Annotated in this window: 15 protein-coding genes; 10 read left to right on the top strand and 5 right to left on the bottom strand. The window is 71.1% G+C overall.

What is annotated here, in order from left to right; all coding sequences use genetic code 11:
- Positions 1 to 12 precede the first annotated feature (12 nt).
- From ACYVIP_RS19665 to ACYVIP_RS19655, 3 genes are read right to left on the bottom strand one after another with little or no spacing between them, the layout of a single operon-like run.
- Positions 13 to 1,344: a hypothetical protein gene (locus ACYVIP_RS19665; RefSeq protein ID WP_460398315.1), complete on the bottom strand. Its 1,332-nt coding sequence runs from the start codon at positions 1,342 to 1,344 to the stop codon at positions 13 to 15.
- Positions 1,344 to 2,831 carry an FAD/NAD(P)-binding protein gene (locus ACYVIP_RS19660; RefSeq protein ID WP_460398313.1) on the bottom strand — a complete coding sequence of 496 codons (1,488 nt, stop codon included), beginning with the start codon at positions 2,829 to 2,831 and terminating at the stop codon, positions 1,344 to 1,346. The genes ACYVIP_RS19665 and ACYVIP_RS19660 overlap by 1 nt, the downstream gene beginning before the upstream one ends.
- 8 nt (positions 2,832 to 2,839) lie before the next feature.
- On the bottom strand, positions 2,840 to 3,457 hold the full coding sequence (locus ACYVIP_RS19655) for a GNAT family N-acetyltransferase (protein ID WP_460398311.1): 618 nt from the start codon (positions 3,455 to 3,457) through the stop codon (positions 2,840 to 2,842).
- Between the two features lie 571 nt (positions 3,458 to 4,028).
- On the opposite strand from ACYVIP_RS19655, the gene ACYVIP_RS19650 reads away from it, so the two are divergent.
- From ACYVIP_RS19650 to ACYVIP_RS19610, 9 genes are all read left to right on the top strand, one after another.
- Positions 4,029 to 4,994 (top strand): ParB/RepB/Spo0J family partition protein, encoded by a 966-nt coding sequence (locus tag ACYVIP_RS19650; RefSeq protein WP_460398309.1) that lies wholly within the window; start codon positions 4,029 to 4,031, stop codon positions 4,992 to 4,994.
- 362 nt (positions 4,995 to 5,356) lie between these two features.
- Positions 5,357 to 6,082 (top strand): class I SAM-dependent methyltransferase, encoded by a 726-nt coding sequence (locus ACYVIP_RS19645; RefSeq protein ID WP_460398307.1) that lies wholly within the window; start codon positions 5,357 to 5,359, stop codon positions 6,080 to 6,082.
- A gap of 11 nt (positions 6,083 to 6,093) precedes the next feature.
- Complete coding sequence (locus tag ACYVIP_RS19640) at positions 6,094 to 6,378, top strand: PqqD family protein (RefSeq protein ID WP_460398305.1); 285 nt, start codon at positions 6,094 to 6,096, stop codon at positions 6,376 to 6,378.
- Positions 6,375 to 6,875 carry a hypothetical protein gene (locus ACYVIP_RS19635; RefSeq protein ID WP_460398303.1) on the top strand — a complete coding sequence of 167 codons (501 nt, stop codon included), beginning with the start codon at positions 6,375 to 6,377 and terminating at the stop codon, positions 6,873 to 6,875. Before ACYVIP_RS19640 ends, ACYVIP_RS19635 begins: the two co-directional genes overlap by 4 nt.
- Positions 6,876 to 6,881: 6 nt before the next feature.
- Positions 6,882 to 9,119, top strand: a complete 2,238-nt coding sequence (asnB, locus tag ACYVIP_RS19630) for an asparagine synthase (glutamine-hydrolyzing) (RefSeq protein ID WP_460398301.1) — start codon at positions 6,882 to 6,884, stop codon at positions 9,117 to 9,119.
- On the top strand, positions 9,116 to 10,102 hold the full coding sequence (locus ACYVIP_RS19625) for a JmjC domain-containing protein (protein ID WP_460398299.1): 987 nt from the start codon (positions 9,116 to 9,118) through the stop codon (positions 10,100 to 10,102). Before asnB ends, ACYVIP_RS19625 begins: the two co-directional genes overlap by 4 nt.
- A gap of 6 nt (positions 10,103 to 10,108) precedes the next feature.
- A complete protein-coding gene (locus ACYVIP_RS19620) occupies positions 10,109 to 12,580 on the top strand; it encodes a M1 family metallopeptidase (RefSeq protein WP_460398297.1) in 2,472 nt (823 codons plus the stop codon).
- Positions 12,581 to 12,625: 45 nt separating this feature from the next.
- Positions 12,626 to 13,864 (top strand): MFS transporter, encoded by a 1,239-nt coding sequence (locus ACYVIP_RS19615; RefSeq protein ID WP_460398295.1) that lies wholly within the window; start codon positions 12,626 to 12,628, stop codon positions 13,862 to 13,864.
- Positions 13,865 to 13,869: 5 nt separating this feature from the next.
- Complete coding sequence (locus tag ACYVIP_RS19610; RefSeq protein ID WP_460398292.1) at positions 13,870 to 14,349, top strand: GNAT family N-acetyltransferase; 480 nt, start codon at positions 13,870 to 13,872, stop codon at positions 14,347 to 14,349.
- A gap of 7 nt (positions 14,350 to 14,356) precedes the next feature.
- On the opposite strand, the gene ACYVIP_RS19605 is transcribed toward ACYVIP_RS19610, so the two are convergent.
- Positions 14,357 to 16,012 carry a PEP-utilizing enzyme gene (locus ACYVIP_RS19605; protein WP_460398290.1) on the bottom strand — a complete coding sequence of 552 codons (1,656 nt, stop codon included), beginning with the start codon at positions 16,010 to 16,012 and terminating at the stop codon, positions 14,357 to 14,359.
- A gap of 81 nt (positions 16,013 to 16,093) precedes the next feature.
- On the opposite strand from ACYVIP_RS19605, the gene ACYVIP_RS19600 reads away from it, so the two are divergent.
- The gene (locus tag ACYVIP_RS19600; protein WP_460398288.1) at positions 16,094 to 19,141 is read left to right on the top strand and encodes an amino acid adenylation domain-containing protein; all 3,048 of its coding nucleotides are present in this window, start codon (positions 16,094 to 16,096) and stop codon (positions 19,139 to 19,141) included.
- Between the two features lie 12 nt (positions 19,142 to 19,153).
- Here the strand turns inward: ACYVIP_RS19600 and ACYVIP_RS19595 are convergent, their stop codons facing one another.
- The gene (locus tag ACYVIP_RS19595; protein ID WP_460398286.1) at positions 19,154 to 20,362 is read right to left on the bottom strand and encodes an epoxide hydrolase family protein; all 1,209 of its coding nucleotides are present in this window, start codon (positions 20,360 to 20,362) and stop codon (positions 19,154 to 19,156) included.
- Positions 20,363 to 20,438: the final 76 nt, after the last annotated feature.

The raw sequence follows: 20,438 nt of genomic DNA, 5'->3' as shown, positions 1-20,438 counted from the left end.
CAGGGCATGGGGTCAGGAGTAGGTGAACGCGCAGCCGCTCTGGGTGCCGGGGTTGCCGCCGCCGATCACGCCGGGTTCGCTGGCGCGTCGACCGCGGGCGGACAGGCCGGCGTAGCCCTGGCTGTCGAAGAACACCTGCCACAGGATGTGCCAGCGCTCCCGTACGCGGCTCTCCGGGTCGATCACGTCCTGGGGGAGCGGGTGCAGTCGCTCCTGCACGACGTAGTCCGCGCGGTCGGGGCGGTCCAGCAGGACCGCCCACTCCTGGTCGGTCACCTCGTCGCCGTAGACCACGCCGGCGCCCCCGCTCTCGGCGGCCGGCTTGAGGATCAGGTCGGCGCGCCGGGCGCGGACCTCGTCGAGCAGGGCGCGGTGCTCCTGGGTGTCGGTGAGCCCGAAAACCCGGCCGAGACGCCGGGTCCACGGGATTCTCCTGGCCACCAGGTCGCGCTCGGTGGGGGAGAGCACGGCGCTGACGGCCGGGTCGTACAGCAGGCCGAGCGCGGCCTTGCTGCCGTGCATCTCGGAGTCGAACGCGGTGAACAGGGCCGTCTGCCCGTTCTGGTGCGCGTGTCGCAGCAGACGCAGTCTGTCCCTGCCGTTCTTCTCGCCGGGGATGTGGCGCACGAAGAACTTCCGGAGCACGACGTCCACGCGTACCCCGTGGAGGACCACCTTGCCCCGGTCGCTCTCGAGGTCGTCGAGTTCGCCGTAGACGGTCTGGAAGCCGCGCTCCTGGAACTCGCCGCGCATCCACTCGCACAGTCCCTGGCAGCCGGTCTCCTCGACGATCGCCACCGTCGGCTGGGCGCGGCCGACGACCGCGTCGCCGATCGCGGTGATCTCCTCGGCCAGCCGGGCGATCGTGTCCACATAGGTGAGGTCGAACTGGTTGGCGAACTCCGCGAACCGCGGCGTGCGCAACAGGAGCTCGTTCAGCTTGACCTTCTTGTACTCGGCGATCGCGCTGCCGGTGTTGATCTCCACCGCGCGGGTGCCGCCGGGCGACTGGAAGGCGTCGACCCGGCCGTAGGAGATGTCCTGGCCGACGCAGCCCAGCCGCATGATCTCGCGCATCTGCTGGCCGTAGCCCTGGGCCGCAAGGTACGCGTCGATGCTGCCGTTGAAGAACCGCCGGGGCAGCTCGGCCAGGATGGCGATGATGCCGGCGGTGTCCTCGGCCACCTCGACCATTTCCTTCGTCGGCGCGAAGAACGGCCGGGGCAGGGTGTTGGCCAGGTTCGACAGCTCGAAGGGCAACGAGCGCACGCAGTCGACCAGTTCGGTCTCCGTCGTCCCGCTGCGGTCGAGGAAGTCGGCGGTGACCGCACACGTCGCGCTCATCAGGACACCCTCTTCTCGGCGGCGCCGGCCTGGGCCACGAGCGAGGCCGCCACGGCGTGCGCGCCGCGGTTGACCGCGGGGAGGCTGCTGGCGAAGTAGATGTCCCCGGCGGTGAGCTCGCCGATGGCGAACAGGCGAGGGTCGTGGGTGCCGTCCGGCCGGCGAACCCGGGCGCTGGCCAGGTCGGTGCGCAGCCCGCCGAAGGAGTCCCAGGACCCGAACCTGGCCGACAGCGCCGCGATCAGCGGGCGCGCCGGGCCCCTGGTGCTGCCCGGTGCCAGCCGGGTGGCGTCGACGAGGTAGCGGGCGGCCGGCACGTCCCGCGCGGCCAGGACCCGAAAGCGGCCGTGCTCGTGGCGGACCGCGCTGAGGCCGGGGACGACCTGGAGCTGACCGGAGTCCATCGCGTGCAGCAGGGTGCGCGCGGTGCGCGCCGGCATGGGGCACTGCAGGCTCTTGAGGCGGCGCTTGTGCAGCGTCAGCTGGCTCAACTCGGCCGAGGGCAACGCGGCGCGAATCGTCCTGGCGAGCTCGAGTGGCACCTTCATGAAGATCGACTGTACGAGATTGGCCAGCGGGTCGGTGAGCTGGTGGCGAAGGTGTTCCCGGGCGCGCACCGGCGTACGGAACCAGGCGGTGGCCGCGTCCGGGTCGGCGTCGGCCGACCGCAGCTCGGCCTCCAGGATGCGCCAGATCTCGCCGACGCGCAGTGCCGGGTCCCGCGCGAGACGCGCGCCGACCCGTTCGGCGGTGAACTGGTCGAGGTCCCTGGTGAACTGGGCGGCCCGCACCTCCGGCAGGATCCCGTGGCGGGAGGCCAGCACGATGGGCCCCTGGTGGCCGTGGGTGAGCAGGGCCATCGTGACGTCCACGGCCGTGAGGCCGGTGCCCACCACCACGACCGGCTCCCTGGCGGGGATGTCGGGCACGGTCGTGGACAACGGGTACGGGTCGGCGACGAAGTTCGGGCTGCCCGCGAGTCGGTAGGGGTCGGCCGGCTCGCCCGAGCCGATCGCGACGACCACGTGGGAGTACTCCCGGACCGCGGTCGCGGTGGTCACCGCCAGCTGGTGGCCGGTGCCGTCGGTCAGGTCGCGCACGGCCTGGGAATGCACGCGAACCGTCCAGCCCCGGCAGGCCGCCTCGGCGCGTGCGGTGGTGAGTTGGTCGTTCAGATAGGCGCCGAACAGCCGGCGGGGGGAGAAGTCGGTGGCGAGCGCGTGGTCGTCGTGACTGGTTGCCGACGGGTGCCGAGCGCGCAGCCAGCGCAGATAGTGGTCGCGCTGGCCGGGGTGTGCGGTCATGTCACTGTTGGGGAGATTGGCCAGCGCGCAGTCCAGGTCGGGGCCGAATGCCGAGCCGTGCCCGAGTTTGGCCGGTTCGTAGATGTCGATCTCCGGTGAACGCAGGTCCTCGCCGGCCGTGTCGAGCAGGCTCACCAGGGTGCTCACCGCGGCGGCGCCCCCGCCGATCAACGCTAGACGCACGGTTTCCCCTATGGCCGAGATACTGCCGCACCGGCGGTGATCGTCAGTTCGGTCTGTTTGCCGAGTAGCTGCACATCGGCCGCGCAGAATTCGTCGAGATACTCGGTGGAGCCCAGAGTGTGGTTGTCGACGGTGGTGTCGCGGCGACTGACGAAGAAATGCAACTCGTCGCGGTTGTCGGACCAGGTGTAGCCGTTGAAGAACTGCATGCCGTTGAAGCGGGTCTTGTAGAGATCGCCGGGGGTGTAGCAGGAGCCGAGATAGCAGTGGTCGTGGCCGGATTCGGCGAACGTGCTGAGCGCGGTGCCCATCATGTGGTTGCCGATGCTCGTCGTCCGGTATGCCGGGTCGTAGATGGGGATGCCGTAGTGCACGATGCCGTCGCGCACCAGGAGCGGCACCAGGCCGACCGGCCGGCCGTGGCCGCTGTCCCAGAACCGCAGCACATGGGTGCAGAACGGTGCGTCCACCATCTCGAAGAAACGTCGTAGCCGGTAGTCGACGTTCACCTCCTGGGTGGCGAAGTAGGTCCGCGCCAGCTCGCGTACGGCGGGGGAGACCTGGTATTCGCCGCGGTCGACAAGTTCGTGTTCGATGTGCGCGCACCGGCGCCTGATGTTGCGCACCCGCCCGTTCGGTGTGTAGTCACCGAGGGCTATGCGTATTCCGCGGACCAGGTAGAACCTGGACAAATCGTACGCGACCGGCAGAAAACCACATTCGTACGCGGTCCGGACGCTCTCTCCGGCTTCCGGGAAACCCCATACGTGGTAGGGGAACACGTAGTTCGTGAAATCCGGAACGTGTTCCGAGAACACCACTCGCATAGCGCCTCCGTACGCTGGTCGCCAAGGCCGAACGTATGAGGTGGATAAGTTATCGTCAAGTGATTGCGTGGCGGGGGTGGACGGTTTCTGGGGGTGCCCCACGGTTGCGGTCAACTGCCTTGACGCGGGACAGCCGTTCGTGTATCGAGTCGGGCGTCCAGCACGCGTACTGTGACACGGGTTCGCGATGGCGTCACTGGCCGTTCGCTGTTATCGTCCCACGAAGGTGACTGCTAATTGGGAAGGGTTTGACGCCAGCGAACAAGCTACTGGGGGTAGCACCTTGGATGCCGGTTTGCCGCTTGAAGAAGATTCGGAATCGCCAGCTGCTCCCAATGCGGACCCGGATAATGACGCTCGCCTATCGTCGATGTCGCGTTCGCCGGTCGTGTCCGTCCCGATCGCGTCGTTGCGACTCGCGGAGTCGCCCCGCCAGGCGGGGATCGATCGAACACATGTGAACGCGCTCGCCGAAACCGTGGCCGAGTTGCCGCCGATTGTCGTGCACCGGGGCACCATGCGGGTGATTGACGGAATGCATCGCGTGCGGGCGGCCGGACAGAACGGTCGCACGACCATTGACGTGCGCTTCTTCGACGGCTCGGCGGAGGCCGCGTTCGTGCTGGCCGTCGAGGCGAACATCGCCCACGGCCTGCCGTTGACGATCGCCGACCGGGAGGCCGCGGCCAGTCGCATCATCGGCATGTATCCGCACTGGTCCGATCGAGCGATCGGGGCGGTGTCCGGGTTGTCGGCCAAGACCGTCGCGGCCATCAGGGCGCGTTCAACTGAGGAAAATCCGCAGTTGAACGCCCGTCTCGGCCGGGACGGGCGGACCAGGCCGCTGAGTTCGGTGGATGGCAGGCGGTCGGCGGCCGCGTACATCTGTGAACGTCCGGACGCGTCCCTGCGGGAGATCGCGCGGGCCGCCGGCATCTCCATCGGCACCGCGCGTGACGTGCGGGAACGCCTCAAGCGAGGCGAGGACCCGGTGCCGACGCGGCTGCTGATGTCCGCGCCGGCGCAGCAGGGCACGCCGGCCGGGCTGGCGCGCGCCGACGATCGGCTGTCGGTGAACCAGGCCATGTCCGTCGGGCGGAGCCGGCATCTGCTGCGCACGCTCCAGGGGGATCCGTCGCTGCGGTTCACCGAGTCGGGCCGCAAGCTGCTGCAGTGGCTGGCCACCCACGCCATCGAGTCCGCGAATGTCGGGGAGATCGTGGGCGGCCTGCCGCCGCATGCCGCGATCGCCGTCGCGGACCTCGCCCGGCACTGTGCCGCGGCCTGGCGAGAACTGGCGGAGTCCCTCGAACAGAGCCTCGACGTGACCGCCTGAAAGTCGGCGCCGGTCGCGGGCGGGGTGTATCTCTTTCATTTCCGGGGTCGAGCGCACCTATTTCGCCGTCGGTGTTCGGGCTGGTTGACCTGGGTTGCCGGCGCTCCTAATATTCAATTCGGGTACGGCAGTTGTTCAGTCCACAATCAACCGAGTTCGGGGAGCTCTCTGCTGCGCTCCCCCTGTCATTCTGATTTGGGGGTGATGAGCGATGAAGAAGGTTTATAAGACTCCGCGCGTGTTCCGACTCAGCCGGGCGCTGTCCGCAGGCGGTCACTGACGATGGTTGACCGGGTAGCCTGAGCGGCTGCCGTACCCGCTGTGCGTAATTTTCTGAACAAACTCCGCTGAAGGGCCCGGAGATGCTGACCGCGAGCGAGTGCTCGACGTATCGGGACTTCGTCGAGAAATACCAGCTCTATCTCTACAAAATGCTGGCTGGTCGCGTGTGCCGGAGTCTTCCGGAAACCGTGAGCACCATTGTCGACCTGGGCACCGGCCCTGGCTACCTGACCGCGGAGCTGGCGCTGCGCACGAACGCCGTCGTCGACGCGGTGGACATCAACCCGGCGATGCACGAGCTGGCTGCCGCGGAGTTCGCCCAGGCCGGGGTGACCGACCGGGTCCGCATCGTCGACGCGGACGTGCACGCGCTGCCCTTCGCCGACGGGTACGCGGACCTGGTGGTCTCCTATTCCTGCTTCCACCACTGGGCGGACCCGGTGGTGGCGTTGAACGAGTGCCACCGGATCCTGCGCCCTGGCGGCCTGCTGTACCTGGTCGACACGATCCGGCCCCACCGGCTGGCGGTGACCGGGGCGGCCCTGCGGCAGGCCATCGTCGAGCCGGAGTACTTCCGGTTCGTCGACGAGGCACTGCGGGAGAGCTACCCGCTTACCCAGGTCGACGAGCTGGTCACCCGCTCGCGGATCGCCGAGTACGAGCTGGCCGGGCTGCGTTTCGACGAGCTCGACCTGCTGGAGGCGATGGACGTGCTGGAGGCCAGAGGCGAGTTTCCCGAGCTGAACCTGGCCGAGTCCGACCAGGTAGACGTCTGGTACCTGACCGCGACGAAACAGAAGGCCTGAAGGTGATGGCGATGCGGATCGACGAGCGCAGCGTGCTCGAGCCGAGCCCGGACCGGCCGGCCAGGGACTACCTCAAGGGGGTGGTGATCGAGCCGGGGATCACGTTGAACGAGAGCGCTGGCGAGGTCTACCGGCTGTTCGACGGCGTCCGGTCGGTGCGCGACATCTGCGATCGGCTCACCGCCCAGTACGAGGTGGACCACGAGACGGTGCTGGCCGATGTCACCGGCCTGGCCGACGAGCTGCTCGCCGAGGGCGTGCTGCGGCCGGTCGGCGCCTCCCTGCCGGCGCCGTGACCACGACGGCGGTTCCGGACGGCGACGCCGAGCTGGCCGCCGACCGGGCCAGGAGCACGCTCAACTACCTGGCGACACTGGTCGCCTTCGCCCACCACCACGGCGTGTCCGACGCCGAGCTCGTCGACTGGCTGCACGGCCACTACGAGGAGCTCGGCTACTACGCGGAGTGGCGGGCGCGCAACGGTTCCGGCAACACGGCCGCGTTCGTCGCGGACTTCGTCCGTGGTCGCCGGCTGCTCTACGCGCACAGCACCGCGCGCGAGCGGCCGGGCGAGGACTGTTGGGAGATCACCACCCCGATCTGGTTCCGCGCCGACCCGACCGAGGCGTTCTTCTTCCTCGGCCTGGAGCCCGTGGAGTTCTCCGCCTACGTCGCGGTGCTCACCAGGGCGCACGCGGCGCGGCTCGGCCTGGACGTCGAGATCGAACACGACGACCGGACCGAGCGGGTCGTGGTCCGCAAAGCGGTAAGCCTCCGGGGAGAAGGGCCGTAAGCAGCCATGTGTGGTGTGGTCGGTGTGCTCGAACTGGACGGACGGCCGCTCGGGGTCGAACACGAGCAGGTGCTGCTCGGCATGCTCGCCGAGATCGGCTATCGCGGCCCGGATGACCGTCAGCTGTATCGCGATGGCCCGATCGGGCTCGCGTTCGCCCGGCTGGCCATCAACGACGAGGCCGGTGGCCGGCAGCCGATGCGCGGCGAGGACGGCTCGGTCGTGGCGGTCGCCAACGGCGAGATCTACAACCACCGCGAACTGCGCGCCGGGCTGCGGGGTGAGCACCGGTTCGCGTCCGGCTCCGACTGCGAGATCCTGCCCCATCTGTACGAAGAGGACGGTCCGGACCTTGTCCCCCGGCTGCGCGGCATGTTCGCGCTGGCCGTGTGGGACGCGCGGGCCGGCAGGCTGCTGCTGGCCAGGGACCGGTTCGGCGTCAAACCCCTCTTCTACACCCGCCAGGGCTCCCGGTTGATCTTCGCCTCGGAGATCAAGGCGCTGCTGGCCCATCCCGACTGTCCCCGCGAGGTGGACTGGGCGCAGGCGGTGTGCGACCCGGCGATCAACGGCGCGGTGGCCGCCAACACCGGCCGGCCGGCGTCCTACTTCCGTGGCATAACCCAGTTGCCGGCCGCGTCCACCCTGGTCGCCGACACCCGCGACGGCAGCCTCCGCGAGGACGTCTACTGGCGGCTGGAGTTCGCCGAGACCGACACCGACGCCACCGACGACGAGCTGGTGGCGCGCTGCCGGGACCTGCTGGCCGCCGCCACGACCGACTGCCTGATGAGCGACGTGGAGATCGGCGTGCTGCTCAGCGGCGGCATCGACTCGGCGCTGGTCGCCGCGCTGGCCGCGCGCGGCGCCGAGCCACACACGTTCACCGTGCTCAGCCAGAGCACGCTGGCCAACGAGGACGCCAGGTACGCCCAGCTGACCGCGCGGGAGTTCGGGCTGCCCAACCACCAGGTGCTGTTCCGATGGGAGGACTCGCAGTGGGGGCCCGAGCAGTGGCGGGAGCTGCTGTGGCTGTGCGAGACCCCGCTGTGCGGCGCCGAGCAGATGTACAAGTACGAGCTGTACCGCTACGCCAAGCAGATCCGGCCGGGGCTCAAGGTCATGCTCACCGGGCAGGGCAGCGACGAGTTCAACGGCGGCTACTCGACCCTGTTCACCCCGCCCGGCGAGGACGGCACGGCGTGGCCGGAGCTGCTCGCCGAGCTGGACGCGGTGCGGCACAACGGTCTGGCGGCCAGGGTGCCGTATCTGGACGCCTGGGAACAGCAGCTGCTGCTCCCGGTCTTCACACCCGACTTCGTCGCCGCGCTCGCCGGCGACCGGCCGCAGGACGCCTGGCCCGCCTACATCCGCACGAAGTACCGCGACCTGCAGACCTACAACTGCTGGCACGAGGACCGCACCGCGGCCGGCAACAGCGTCGAGAACCGGGTGCCCTTCCTCGACCACCGGTTGGTCGAGCTGATGGTCGGCATCCCGCCGGCACGCGGGCGGCGACTGTTGTGGGACAAGACGATCCTGCGCCGGGCGGCCAGGGACGTGCTGCCCCGTGCACTGTGCGACCGCCCCAAGGTGCCGTTCTTCCACGGCCCGGACCTGCGCTACACCCAGCGGATGATGCTCGCGCTGCTGGCCGCCGACTCGTACGCACTGGTCGAGGAGGCGTTGGCGGCCATGCCGGATGTGGTCGACGCCGACGCCGTGTTCGGCGTGCTGGCGCGGCTGGCCGACGACCCCGAGGCGATGGGCATGGAGTTCCTGCTGCGGCTGGTGAACCTCGGGCTGCTGCAGTCGATGGCGGTCAGCCGGGCCGCGCCCGCCGCACTGCCGATCGCGCTGCCCCGGCGGTCGGCGGTGCGGGTGGACGACTGGGACGAGGCGGCGATCGGGCTCGACCTCGCGGTCCGCCGGGAGGAGCTGACCGGACAGGCGGTGCTCACCCTCGCCCCGGACTGGGTCCTCGCCCGGCGCGCCGACCGCGGTGCCACCGGCGAGTGGTACCTGATGAACGGCCAGGAGGGCACGCACTACGTGCTCGCCGAGGACGACGCCGGCGCCTGGCTGCGCGTGCTGTCCGGAATGGACGGTCAGACCCCGTTGACGGAGCTGCTGGTCGCGGCCGAGGCCACCGAGTCCGACGTGCGCAAGCTGCTGGCGGAGGCCGTGGACTTCGGGGTGGTGCGGGTGCGCCCGGCCGTCGAACTGGGTGAAAGGGTGGAATGACCATGGAGACTGCGTGCCGTCCCGGCGAGGCGCTGGCGACGATCTTCGAATCCGTCGACCCCGACCGGTTCGCGCGGGAGCACTGGCCCGACCGGCACGTCGTCGAACACGGCGATGTCGACCAGCTGCGCGCACAGCCGGCGTTCCGCCGCGTCGGCACCCTGGACGACGTGGTGGCCAGGTACGACGGTCCGGTGATGGTCTACGGCGAGGTCATCATCGCCGAGACCGAGGGCGTGAGCGACCGGATGCTGGTCGACGCGGACAAGTGTCTCGAATGGTACGAGAAGGGCGCGGCCCTCGAGTTCGACATGCTCGACGAGTTCGTGCCGGAGCTCGGCCGGCTCGCCGAGCGGCTGCGGGGCGAGCTGGGGCTGCCGAAGACGACCTCCAAGAAGGCCATCGCCTACGCGGCCACCCGAGGTGGCGGGCTGCGCCCGCACTTCGACGCCTACTGCAACTTCGTCTTCCAGCTCGTCGGGGACAAGGCGTGGTTGTTGCAGCCCAACGCGAACGCGGCGGAGCCGCTGCAGCACTACGAGCTGGCGGACGCGCCGTACCTGCCGGACGAGCTGGCCGCGTACTGGCAGGGCGAGCCGCCAGCCGACGGCCTGCCGGACGCCGAACGGGTGCTCCTGCGGCCCGGCAGCCGGATGTTCCTGCCGCGCGGCTACTGGCATGCCACCGAGTCCAGCTGGGAGACCCTGGCCATCAACATCACCTTCGGCCAGCCGACCTGGCTGGACTACGTCCTCGCCGAGCTGCGTACCCGGCTGGCGGGCGACCGGCGGTGGCGGCGGCTGGCGACGGCCGGCGACCTGCTCACCGCCGAGGGACGGTCCGAACTGGAGCACCTGCTCGGCGAGTTGCCGGCGGCGGTCGGCGAGGTGACGGTGGCGGACATGCTGGCCAGCCAGAACCGCAATCCCGACGTCTACCACGAGACCCAGCGGCTGATCCGGCAGTTGCTGCGGTTCGGGTGAGGCGGGATGCGGCTGCCCCGCACCGTCGTCCCCCGGCGCTACCGGGTCGACCTCGTGCCGGATCCGTCCGGGACGAGGTTCACCGGCACGGTGGACGTGACGGTCGAGGTGGTCGCCGCGACGCGGGAGATCACCCTGCACGCGCGGGCACTGGACGTGCGCCGGGCACGGCTGTCGGCCCCGGGACGGGACGAGTCCGCCGAGATCCTCGTGGACGAGCGGCACGACCTGCTCGTGCTGCGGTTCGCACACCCCGTCCAGCCAGGGATCGCTGAGCTGGGGATCGGCTTCGCCGGGGCGATCGGCGACACGCCGCGCGGGCTGTTCCGCGCCGCCGACGGCGCGGGCGGACACCTGCTGGCCACCCACCTGGAGCCGGCGCACGCCCGCACGGTGTTCCCGTGTTGGGACGAGCCGGATCGCAAAGCGGTCTTCTGCCTGAGCGTCACCGCGCTCGCCGACCTGCTCGCGGTGTCCAACATGGACCCCGTGCGGCGGGAACCGCTGCCGCACGGGCGGCTGCGGACCACGTTCGCGGACACCCCGCCGATGAGCAGCTACCTGCTCGCGCTGGTTGTCGGCAGGCTGCGGCGCACCGCGCCGGTCACCTCGGCCGGCGTGGCGGTACGGGTCGTGCACCGGCCGGGCAGCGAGCGGCTGACCGGGTACGCGCTGCGGGCGGCAGCGTTCTTCCTGCGCCTGTTCACCGACTACTTCGGACAGCGCGCGCCGGTGCGTACCTGCGACCTGATCGCGCTGGAGACCTGTGCCGGAGCGATGGAGAACCTCGGCGCGCTGGTGTTCCCCGAGGCCGACCTGCTGGTGTCCGAGGTGGACGCCGACCAGGCCGCGTTGCGGCGGGTCGCCGACGTTCTCGCGCACGAACTGGCCCACCTGTGGTTCGGGGACCTGGTCACCATGCCGTGGTGGGACGAGCTGTGGCTCAAGGAGGGGTTCGCCACCTTCATGTCCCACCGGGCGGTGAGCGCGTGGGAGCCGGAATGGGCGCGGTGGCACGAGTTCCTGGTGGAACGGGCGGCCACCATGGAGGCCGACGAACAGCCGTCGTCGCGGCCGGTCCGGCGACCGGTCGACTCCACCGACCAGGCCGAGGCCATGTTCGACGCGCTGGCCTACCGGAAAGCCGCAGCACTGCTGCACATGCTGTGCGGCTACCTCGGCGAGGACCGGTTCCGGGCCGGTGTCGTGTCGTTCCTGCGCACGCACGCCCACGGCGTCGCCGGTGCCGAGGACCTCTGGCGCGCACTGGCCGGTGACAACGACAACGAGCCACGGGTCGCCGACCTCATGTCGGCCTGGCTGGACACGCCGGGCCATCCGGAGATCGAAGTGGACCACACGCCGGGTCGAGTCCTGGTCGAACGGACCAGGGCCGGCGCGCCGGTGCCGGTGGCGGTGGGGGACAGCACGATCCTGCTCACCGGTGCCCGTGCCGAACTCCCCGCGGACACCACACGGGCGGTGGTCGGGAACGCCGGCGGCTGGGGATTTGTCCGGGTGCGGTACCGGCCGGCCGCGTTCGCGCCGATCCTGGCGGGGTTCGCCGACCTCCCGCCGGTGGACCAGACCGTGGTGCTGCGCGACGTCTGGTCGTGCCTGCTGGCCGGCCGCGCGGCCACCGCCGACTGGGCCGCGCTGATCGCCGGCCTGTCCGGCGCCACCACCGCTCCCACCTGGACACTGGCCGCCGACCAACTGTCCACCGTGGAGTCCCTGCTGGCCGGGGCCGGGCACGCCAGATTCGTCGACTGGCTCGCGCCGGTCCTGCGGCGGGCCACCGTTTCCGCGCCGGCCCGACAGCGTGCGACCATCCTGCTGCTGCTCGGCGTGACCTGCACCGACCGGCCGACCGCCGACTGGGCCCGGGACGCCTGGCGGACGGGGTGCGCGCCGATGTTCACCGACACCGTGGTCACCGTCGTCGCGGCGCATGGCGGCGACCGGGAGCACGCGGCGTTCCTCGACGCCCTGCGCGCCGCCCGCGGTCCACAGGAGAGGGTGCGCTACGGCTGTGCGTTGGCCCGCTTCCGGGACCCGGCGCTGGTCGCGGACACGGTCGCGGTCGCCATCGGTGAACTGCCGCCCCCGGCGACCGCGGTGTTGCTCGGTCGGCTGCTGGCCAACAGGTGGGTGAACGAGCACGCGTGGGCCGAGGTCGAACGTTCCTGGTCCGTGCTCACCGACCGGATTCCACCGATGGGCCTGGCCAAGCTGCTGGCCGGCGCCGCGTGTCTCGGCGCGGGCGCGACCGCGCGGCGGGCCGAGGAGTTCCTCGCCGACCGCGCCGCAGGCCGCCACCGCGAGGTGCTCCGCAGGGGGGTGGAGTCGTTGCGTGCCACTGGATTGTTCGCCCGTAGGCTGTCCGCCGAACTGTTGGACGTTCCGCGCACGCTGGGGGAATCAGATGGCTCCTGTGGACTGTCGGACGGCAGGTCGGACGGCCTGCGCCTGTCCTGAACCGCGCGTCGGCCATCCTCGCCGATGCCTGCCGGGGACTGGTCGATGACCCGGTCCGGCCCGGGATTCGCGTTGCCGCTCGCCGAGTTCGGTCAGGCCAGGCTGTTGTTGTTGGGCCGGCTGCTCGCGGCGGCCGGTACGGGAGCGACGTCGGTGTGCTCCGCGCTGTATCTGGTGCGCTCGGTCGGGCTGTCGCCCGGCGAGGTCGGTACCGGCCTGCTGGTGGCCAATGTGGTCGGGTTCGCGGCGCTGCCGCTGGTGGGTCGGTGCACCGACCGGGTCGGCGGCCGAGCGGTCGCCATCGCGCTCGGCGTGGTCGCGGCGGCGGCGTTGCCCTGGTTCGCCGCGGTGGACTCGCTGGTCGTGTTCGCCGCGGTGGAGGGCGTGGTCAACGTCGCGCTGCTCGGCATGATGGTCGGCGTGCGTACGCTGGTCGCACACCTGTTCGAAGGGCGAACCCGGGTGCGCTACCAGGCGTACTCGCGGTCGGCGACCAACCTCGGCATGGCGGTCGGTGCGCTGGTGGCCGTGGTACCACTCCAGGTGGACACCCGGGACGCGTATCTGACGGTGTTCCACGCCAACGCGGTGGCCGCCGCCGTGGCGGTCGCGTGTGTCTGGTTCGGACCCCGCGCGCGCGGGCCGGTCCCGGACGGCCGACCGAGGCGAACCGCGCTCGCCGACGGCTCGTACCTGGTGATCACCGCGCTGTGTGGCGTGCTCGTGGCCCGCGGCAGCATCCTCACCACCGCGATTCCACTGTGGATCGGCATGGACCAGGAACTGCCGCGCGGCCTGGCCGGGGTGCTGTTGGCGGTCAACACGGTGCTGTGTGTGCTGTTGCAGGTGCGGTTGGCCGGCCGGGCCGACACCCTGGACGGGGCGGCGCGGTCGATGTGGCGTGGCGGCTACGTGTTCGTGGTGGCCTGCCTGGCGATCGGGGTGGCGCCGGCGGCCCCGTTCGCGGCGGCGTTGGCGCTGCTGGTGTTCGGCGTGGTGACCTTCAGCGTGGCCGAGATGCTGACCTCGGCCGCGTCCTGGACCCTCAGCTACGAACTCGCCGATCCCGAGGCACACGGCCGGTATCAGGCCACGTTCTCCCTCGGCACCGGGTTGGGCGGGGTCGTCGGTCCGCCACTGGCGACCGGCGTCGCGGTAGGACTCGGGCTGTTCGGCTGGGCGGTGGCGGCGCTGTTCTTCCTCACCTGTAGCGCGCTGGCCGGGTATCTGGTCCCGTGGGCCGCCAGGCGGGCGCCATCGCCGGCACCGGTGCTGGCACGATGAGGCGCATGCGGATTCGTGCTGTCACCGACGAAGATCGGCCGTGGGTCGCCGAGTTGCTGACCGAACAGTGGGGCTCGACGACGATGGTCACCCGGGGCGTCGCGCTGGCGGCCGACCAGCTGCCGGCCTTCGTCGCCGAGATCGACGACGTACGCGCCGGGCTGCTCACCTACCACCACACCGGTGACGAGGTCGAACTCATCACCATCAACGCGCTGCGCCCCGGCGTCGGTGTCGGCCGGGCGCTGTTGGACGCCTTGGCCGAGGAGACCAGGCGGCTCGGTGCCACCCGGGTCTGGCTGGTCACCAGCAACGACAACATCGACGCGCTCCGGTTCTACCAGCGTGCCGGCTACCGGATCACCGCGGTGTACCCGGGCGCCATCGACCGCGCACGGGAGGTCAAGCCGAGCATTCCGCTCGTCGGCGCGCACGACATCGAACTCCACGACGAGATCGAGCTAGCGCGCACGGTGGCCGGCTGAGCGCGGCTCAGCCGAGCACCTCCACGACACCGGTGTCGCCGTCGACCCGCAACCGGACGCCGTCGGGAATGAGCTCGGTCGCGCCAGGAACCCCGACCACCGCCGGGATGCCGTGTTCGCGCGCCACGATCGCCGCGTGCGAGAACGGCCCGCCCTGCGCGGTCACCACCGCCAGGATCACCGGCAGCACGACGTTGTAGGCCGGTGAGGTGGCGCGGCAGACGAGGATGTCCCCCTCGGCCAACCGATCCAGGTCATCCAAAGAGGACACGACGCGGGCGGTGCCCTCCGCCACGCCCCGGCTGGCCGGGACTCCTGGCAGCGCGTCGGGCGCACCGGACCAGGCAGGCTCGTCGCTCGACCCGTCGTCGGACAGCGCCTCGGCCAGCCGCCGGGCGCCCGGCGGCAGCCAGGTCAGCTTCGGATACTCGATCGCCGGGCCGAGGACCTCCGGCGCGGACAGCACCGAGGTGGCGCCCCGGTACCGCGCGTAGTCCCTGGCCTGGCCGGTGTCGACGTGCCCACCGCGAAGCAGGGTGACCAGGTCGCGGTGCGTCAGGTCGACGGCCTGGCCCCGATCGTCGAGCCGACCGGCGGCCACCAACCGGTCCCCGGCCGCCAGCAGGGCCCTGCGGGCGATCCCGGTGGCCAACGCGTCGCCGTACCAGGACCGTTCGTCGCGGATCCGGTAGCAGGCCCGCGCCTCGCCGAGCAGCTCGTCGAACTCGGCTCGTCGTTCCGGCGCGACCTCCGCGCGCAGGTCCGCGGTCCGGTCCCGCGCCTGCCCGTTCGGGTCCGCGCGCCCGGATTCGAACAGCGTCACCAACAGCCGTGGCAGCTCCAACGGGTACCGGTTGCTCACGTCGTAACCGGTGGCCATGCGCAGGCCGGCCACCTCCAGGTAGTCCCGGATCCGCTGGCCGACGGCAGGACTGGCCAGCAGCTGGTCGAGCACCTCGGCGGCGTCCCGCGCCGACCGCAGCGCCGTCGCGGCGTCCTGGTCGTCGGCCAGCGCCGCGCGCACCGCGTCCAGCTCGGCGCGCGCCCCGACCGAGGCGGGGCTGGCGCCGCCGAGGAGGTCGGTGAGCCGGTCGGTCGGCGCGCCGGTCCACTCCCGCACCCGCCGGACGTAGTCGCCGACGGCGACGTGGCAGCAGTGGTTCAGCGCGTGGTGGCGGTACATCGAGGTGAGCAGCGTGCGGCGGCACCGATCGAGGTGCTCGGCGAGCGCGGTGTCGGTCAGCCCGGCCGGCTCGACCGCCCGCAGCGCGCGCAGGGCGCGGGTCAGCGCCGGCTTCCACGTGCCGTCCCAGCGCGCGATGTCCTGGCGCCAGAGCCGGTCCCGGAAGACTCGTTCGCTGGCCGCGATTCTGGCCGGCACGTCCGCCGGCCCGGTGCGCAGCACGTCGTCGATTCCCGTTGTCCGGTGGGGATCGACCCCCGGCCAGCGCGGTGACGCGTAGGACACGCCGTGCACCGCGGCGAAGTCGTAGTGTTCCAGCGCGCCGTAGCGGGCGGCGGACAGGCCCAGGCCGCGTCGCAACGTCAGGTGGTAGATCGGGCCGAGCCACCGGGTCATCGGGCTCGTCCAGTGCAGCGAGTCGCGGTACCAGCGGCCGGGGCCGGGCGCCGCGAACTCCGGCCGGGGCATGGTGATGGCCACGGGGGGAGCCTAAACGGTGATCACCGTGCGCGGGAACGGTTGGCCTGAACAGGTGATCCGCTCGGATACAGTGGAGCGGCCATGGCTACCGGGGCGAACGACGTGGAACTGACGACGATCACCACCTGCTTCGCTCAGGCGGCCGCACAGTGGCCGGATCAGCTCGCCGTCCAGGACGACGCGACCGCGTTGACCTACGCCCGGCTCGCGCGGCTCACCGACGGGATCGCGGCCGTGCTGGTCGCCGAGCACGGCGTGCGGCCCGGCGACCGGGTCGGTGTGCTGTTGCCGCGTTCGGCGGACGTGGTGGTGGCCCTGCTGAGCGTGCTCAAGGCCGGCGGGGTCTATCTGCCGCTCGAGCCGCGGCATCCGCGGGAGCGCACCGAACTCATCCTCGCCGACGCCGCGCCCACGCTGGTGCTGGACGCCGAACGCCTGGCCGCTGTCCTGGTCCGCGCCGCGATGCTCGACGGGTCCCCGCCCGCGGCGTGCGCGCCGACGCCGGAGTCGCCGGCCTACCTGATCTACACCTCCGGTTCCACCGGCCGGCCAAAAGGTGTGCTGGTGCGCCACCGTTCGGTGACCCACCTGGTGTCCGCGACCCGGTCGCTGCTCGGCTACGGCGAGGGGGACCGCTGGACGTGTACCCACTCGTTCGCGTTCGACCTGTCCGTGTGGGAGTACTGGCCACCGCTGTTGACCGGCGGGTCGGTGACCGTCGTCGACCACGACACCGCCAGGTCGCCGGAGGACCTGCTGAACCTGGTGGCGCGCCGGCGGATCACGGTGTTCAGCCAGACGCCGTCCGCGCTGCGCAGGCTGTTGGGCGTGCCCGGCGCGCGGCGACCGGAATCGGTGCGCACGGTGGTCGCCGGCGGTGAGGCGTTGCCGCAGCCGCTCGCCCGCGAGATCCTGGACTGGGATGTCCGGTTGTGGAACCTGTACGGCCCCACCGAGGCGACGGTGTGGGCCACCGCGCATCCGGTCACAGTGGACGGTCTGGACGGCGGCGGGACGGTGCCGATCGGGTCGGCCTTCGGCGCCGGGACCGCGGTCGTGCTCGACCAGGACGGGCGGCGAGCGTCACTGGTGGGGGAGTTGTACCTCGGCGGTCCCGGTCTTGCCGTCGGATACTGGAACAACGCCGAGTTGTCCGCACGATCCTTTGTGCCGCACCCACTCGCGGTCGCCCCGGACGATCGGCTCTACCGCACCGGCGACCAGGTCCGGACACGCCCCGACGGGACGCTGGAGTTCCTTGGCCGGCTGGACAACCAGGTCAAACTGGGCGGGTTCCGGGTGGAACTTGGCGAGGTGGAGAGCGCGCTGCGGGCGCACCCGGACCTGGCCGACGCGGTCGTCGAGACGTTCCACGACAGCGCGGGCGAGCGGCGGATGATCGCGCACGTGATCGCCGGCCGCCGACCGAGCGAGACCGAGCTGCGCGCGTACCTCCGGCGCCGCCTGCCGCCCTACATGATCCCCGCCGCTTTCCAGTATCACGACCGCTTTCCGCTCACCATCAACGGAAAGGTCGACCGGGACGCCCTGCGCCGGCCCCCGGAGCCGCGAGCAGAGGACACTGGCGGCACCGTCGAAGGTCGGCTCGCCGAACTCTGGTCGACGATCCTGTTCACCGAGCGGGTCGGGCGCGACGACGACTTCTTCGCCCTCGGCGGCGACTCGCTGCGCCTGCTCGATCTGCGCACCCTGATCCACGGCGAGTTCGGCGTGTTCCTGCCGACCGAGGTCCTGTTGCGGTCACGCACGGTGCGTCGGCTGGCGGACTCCCTTGCCCAGCACCGACCGGCCGACACCCGGGCCGTGCCCCGGGCGCGTGCCGGACCCGCGCGCGCGTCCTTCGGTCAGCAGCGCCTGTTCGACCTGTGGCAGCGCGAACCCGACTGCCGGCACTACCTGCTCACCCAGCACTATCTGGTGCACGGGCCGGTCTCGGGGGCGACCGTGGCGCGGGCGCTGGACCGCGTGGTCGCCCGGCATGCCGTCCTGCGCACCACCCTGTCCGTTGTGGACGGTGAGCTGGTGCAGCTCGTCCGGCCGGGTGACGGACCGCGCCTGGCGTTGGAGCGGTCCACCGACACCGATCTCCAGTCGGTGGCCGGCTCGTTCCCGCGGGACCCGCCGACACTGGACGACCCGACCAGCCCGTGGCGCGCACGACTGGTCGACCTCGGCGACCGTGCGCTGCTGTCCTTCGCGCTGCATCACGTCCTGGCCGACGACATCTCCTTCGACAACCTGCTGGCCGAACTGGCCGCGGCACACACCGCGCTCACCACCGGCGGCGCGGCACCCGACCCTCCGCCGTTCCAGTACACCGACTACGCCGACTGGCAGCGCGCCCACTGGCCGGCGGACGCGGGCACCGCGGCCCGCGAGTACTGGACCCGCGGGCTGGCGGACTGGGCACCGGTCACGCTGCACACGGACCGGGTCCTGCCACAGCGACCGCAGGGCGTGGCGTGGCCGGCCGGAACCGTCGCCCGCGACCTGCCGGCGGCGCTGGCGACCAGCGTGCGCGCGGTCGCCCGCCACCACGGCGTCACGGCGGCGACCGTGGGCATGGCCACCGCCGCCGCGGCGATCGCCCCGCTCACCGAGGGACCGGCGCTGCCGCTGGGCACCACTTACCACGGCCGGGACATACCCGGAGCCGAACGCCTGATCGGCTTCTTCGCCAACCCGATCTTCCTGTCCCTCCACCCGCGACAGTGTCGTTCGTTCACCGACCTGCTGGCACACACCGCGGCCGAGGCGGCGCGGGCCTACGCGTACGCGGGACTGCCGCTGATGGAGATCCTCGGCGCGCCACGGGACTTCTTCGGCAGACTGATGTTCCTGCACGAGGTGGAGCGTCGTCCCCCGCCCCTCGGCACGACCCCGGTGTCCCGCTACCTACCCGACGTCGCCCCCACGACCAGGACCACCTACCTGAAGATCGTGTGGGAGGAACGATCGACCGCGCCGTGGCGGTTGCGGCTCATCTACAACCGGGCCGCCTTCGACGAGTCCACAGTGGAGGGCATCGTCGACGCCATGCTGGACCTGCTCGCCTTCGGCACCAGCCGACCGGATGCGACCCTCGGCCTGGACCGGGAAGTCACCTGAGGCGCCTGACGATCATGGCCTGCGGTCGTGAAAGGTGCGGCGCAGGTCGCTCACCCAGGCGTCGGGGTTCTCCCAGGGGATGAAGTGCCCGCCGTGGTCGTGCGCATTGACGTTGACATGGTTGAACCAGTCGCTCTGCTGGCCGGACGTGAACGCCTGGACGCGTTCGGCGGCGGTGTGGATGCCCGGCGGGTTCTCGTAGGTGACGAACGTGAGGCCGACTGGAGCCTGCACGACCGGGGTGCGGTCGTGGGCGGGGGACCAGGGGTAGCGGTTGGCGTTGGCGTAGTACCGCATTGAGGTGGCGATGGAGTTGTTCACCCAGTAGATCGTGGCGTGGGTGAGCAGCTCGTCCTTGGTGAAGACGGACTCGAGGTCGCCGCCGTGGTCACTCCAGGCGTGCCAGCGCTCCACCAGCCAGGCGAGCAGTCCGGCGGGTGAGTCGCTCAGCCCGTGGGCCAGGGTGGCGCCGTCGAGCATGTGCACGGTGAGATGGGACGCCAGGCGGTGGTCCAGCTCGATGATGCGGGCGCGGACGTCGGCGGGCTGGTCGCCGGTGAGGGGCCGGTTGCGGGCGAAGTCCCAGGCGCGGTCGCCGGTGAAGAAGTCGAGCGGCAGTCCGGAGCCGATGTGGATGCCGTACAGCGCGTCGGCGTACTTGTGGCCGAGTTGACTGGAGACGATCCCGCCGATGTCGCAGCCGCCGGCGGCGTACTTCTCGTAGCCGAGGGTGTCGGTCATCAGGGCGTGCCAGAGGTCGGCGACCTTCCAGAAGTTGACGTCCGGAAAGCCGGTGAGCGGCCCGGGGAAGCCGAAACCGGGCAGGGACGGCACGATGACGTCGAACGCGTCGGCGGGGTCGCCGCCGAACGCGGCCGGGTCCGCGAGCGGGTCGATCACCTTCGACCAGTGCCAGAACGTCCACGGCCAGCCGTGGGTGAGGATCAGCGGGGCCGGCCGCGGGCCGCGGCCGGCCTTGCGCATGAAGTGCACCGGGACCCCGGCGACAGTCACCTGGTGGTGCTCGTAGGCGTTGATGGCGGCTTCGGCCGCGCGCCAGTCGTAGGCGTCCCGCCAGTAGGCGATCAGCTCGCGGAGATAGCTGTTCGGGACGCCGTAGGACCAGTCCTCGTTGCCCTCGTCGAGCGGCGGCCGGGTCAGCGTGAGGCGGGCGCGCAGGTCATCGAGGACCTGGTCGGGCACGTGGATCGGGGTGGTCATGGCGTGGTTCCTCACTGGGTCGGCGGGGCCGCGAACACCCAACCACGAGCCCTCGGCCAACGCGGCAAGCCGGTCA

The organism is Actinophytocola sediminis (assembly GCF_054779715.1).
Note: the sequence above shows the minus strand (reverse complement) of the source record. Positions and strands in the feature narration are given on the sequence as shown.

Coding starts and splice junctions, on each gene's coding strand:
- ACYVIP_RS19640 (WP_460398305.1), top strand. CDS start 6,094: ATGCGGATCGACGAGCGCAGCGTGCTCGAGCCGAGCCCGGACCGGCCG.
- asnB (WP_460398301.1), top strand. CDS start 6,882: ATGTGTGGTGTGGTCGGTGTGCTCGAACTGGACGGACGGCCGCTCGGG.
- ACYVIP_RS19600 (WP_460398288.1), top strand. CDS start 16,094: ATGGCTACCGGGGCGAACGACGTGGAACTGACGACGATCACCACCTGC.
- ACYVIP_RS19610 (WP_460398292.1), top strand. CDS start 13,870: ATGCGGATTCGTGCTGTCACCGACGAAGATCGGCCGTGGGTCGCCGAG.
- ACYVIP_RS19665 (WP_460398315.1), bottom strand. CDS start 1,344: ATGAGCGCGACGTGTGCGGTCACCGCCGACTTCCTCGACCGCAGCGGG.
- ACYVIP_RS19615 (WP_460398295.1), top strand. CDS start 12,626: ATGACCCGGTCCGGCCCGGGATTCGCGTTGCCGCTCGCCGAGTTCGGT.
- ACYVIP_RS19645 (WP_460398307.1), top strand. CDS start 5,357: ATGCTGACCGCGAGCGAGTGCTCGACGTATCGGGACTTCGTCGAGAAA.
- ACYVIP_RS19595 (WP_460398286.1), bottom strand. CDS start 20,362: ATGACCACCCCGATCCACGTGCCCGACCAGGTCCTCGATGACCTGCGC.
- ACYVIP_RS19650 (WP_460398309.1), top strand. CDS start 4,029: ATGTCGCGTTCGCCGGTCGTGTCCGTCCCGATCGCGTCGTTGCGACTC.
- ACYVIP_RS19625 (WP_460398299.1), top strand. CDS start 9,116: ATGACCATGGAGACTGCGTGCCGTCCCGGCGAGGCGCTGGCGACGATC.
- ACYVIP_RS19620 (WP_460398297.1), top strand. CDS start 10,109: ATGCGGCTGCCCCGCACCGTCGTCCCCCGGCGCTACCGGGTCGACCTC.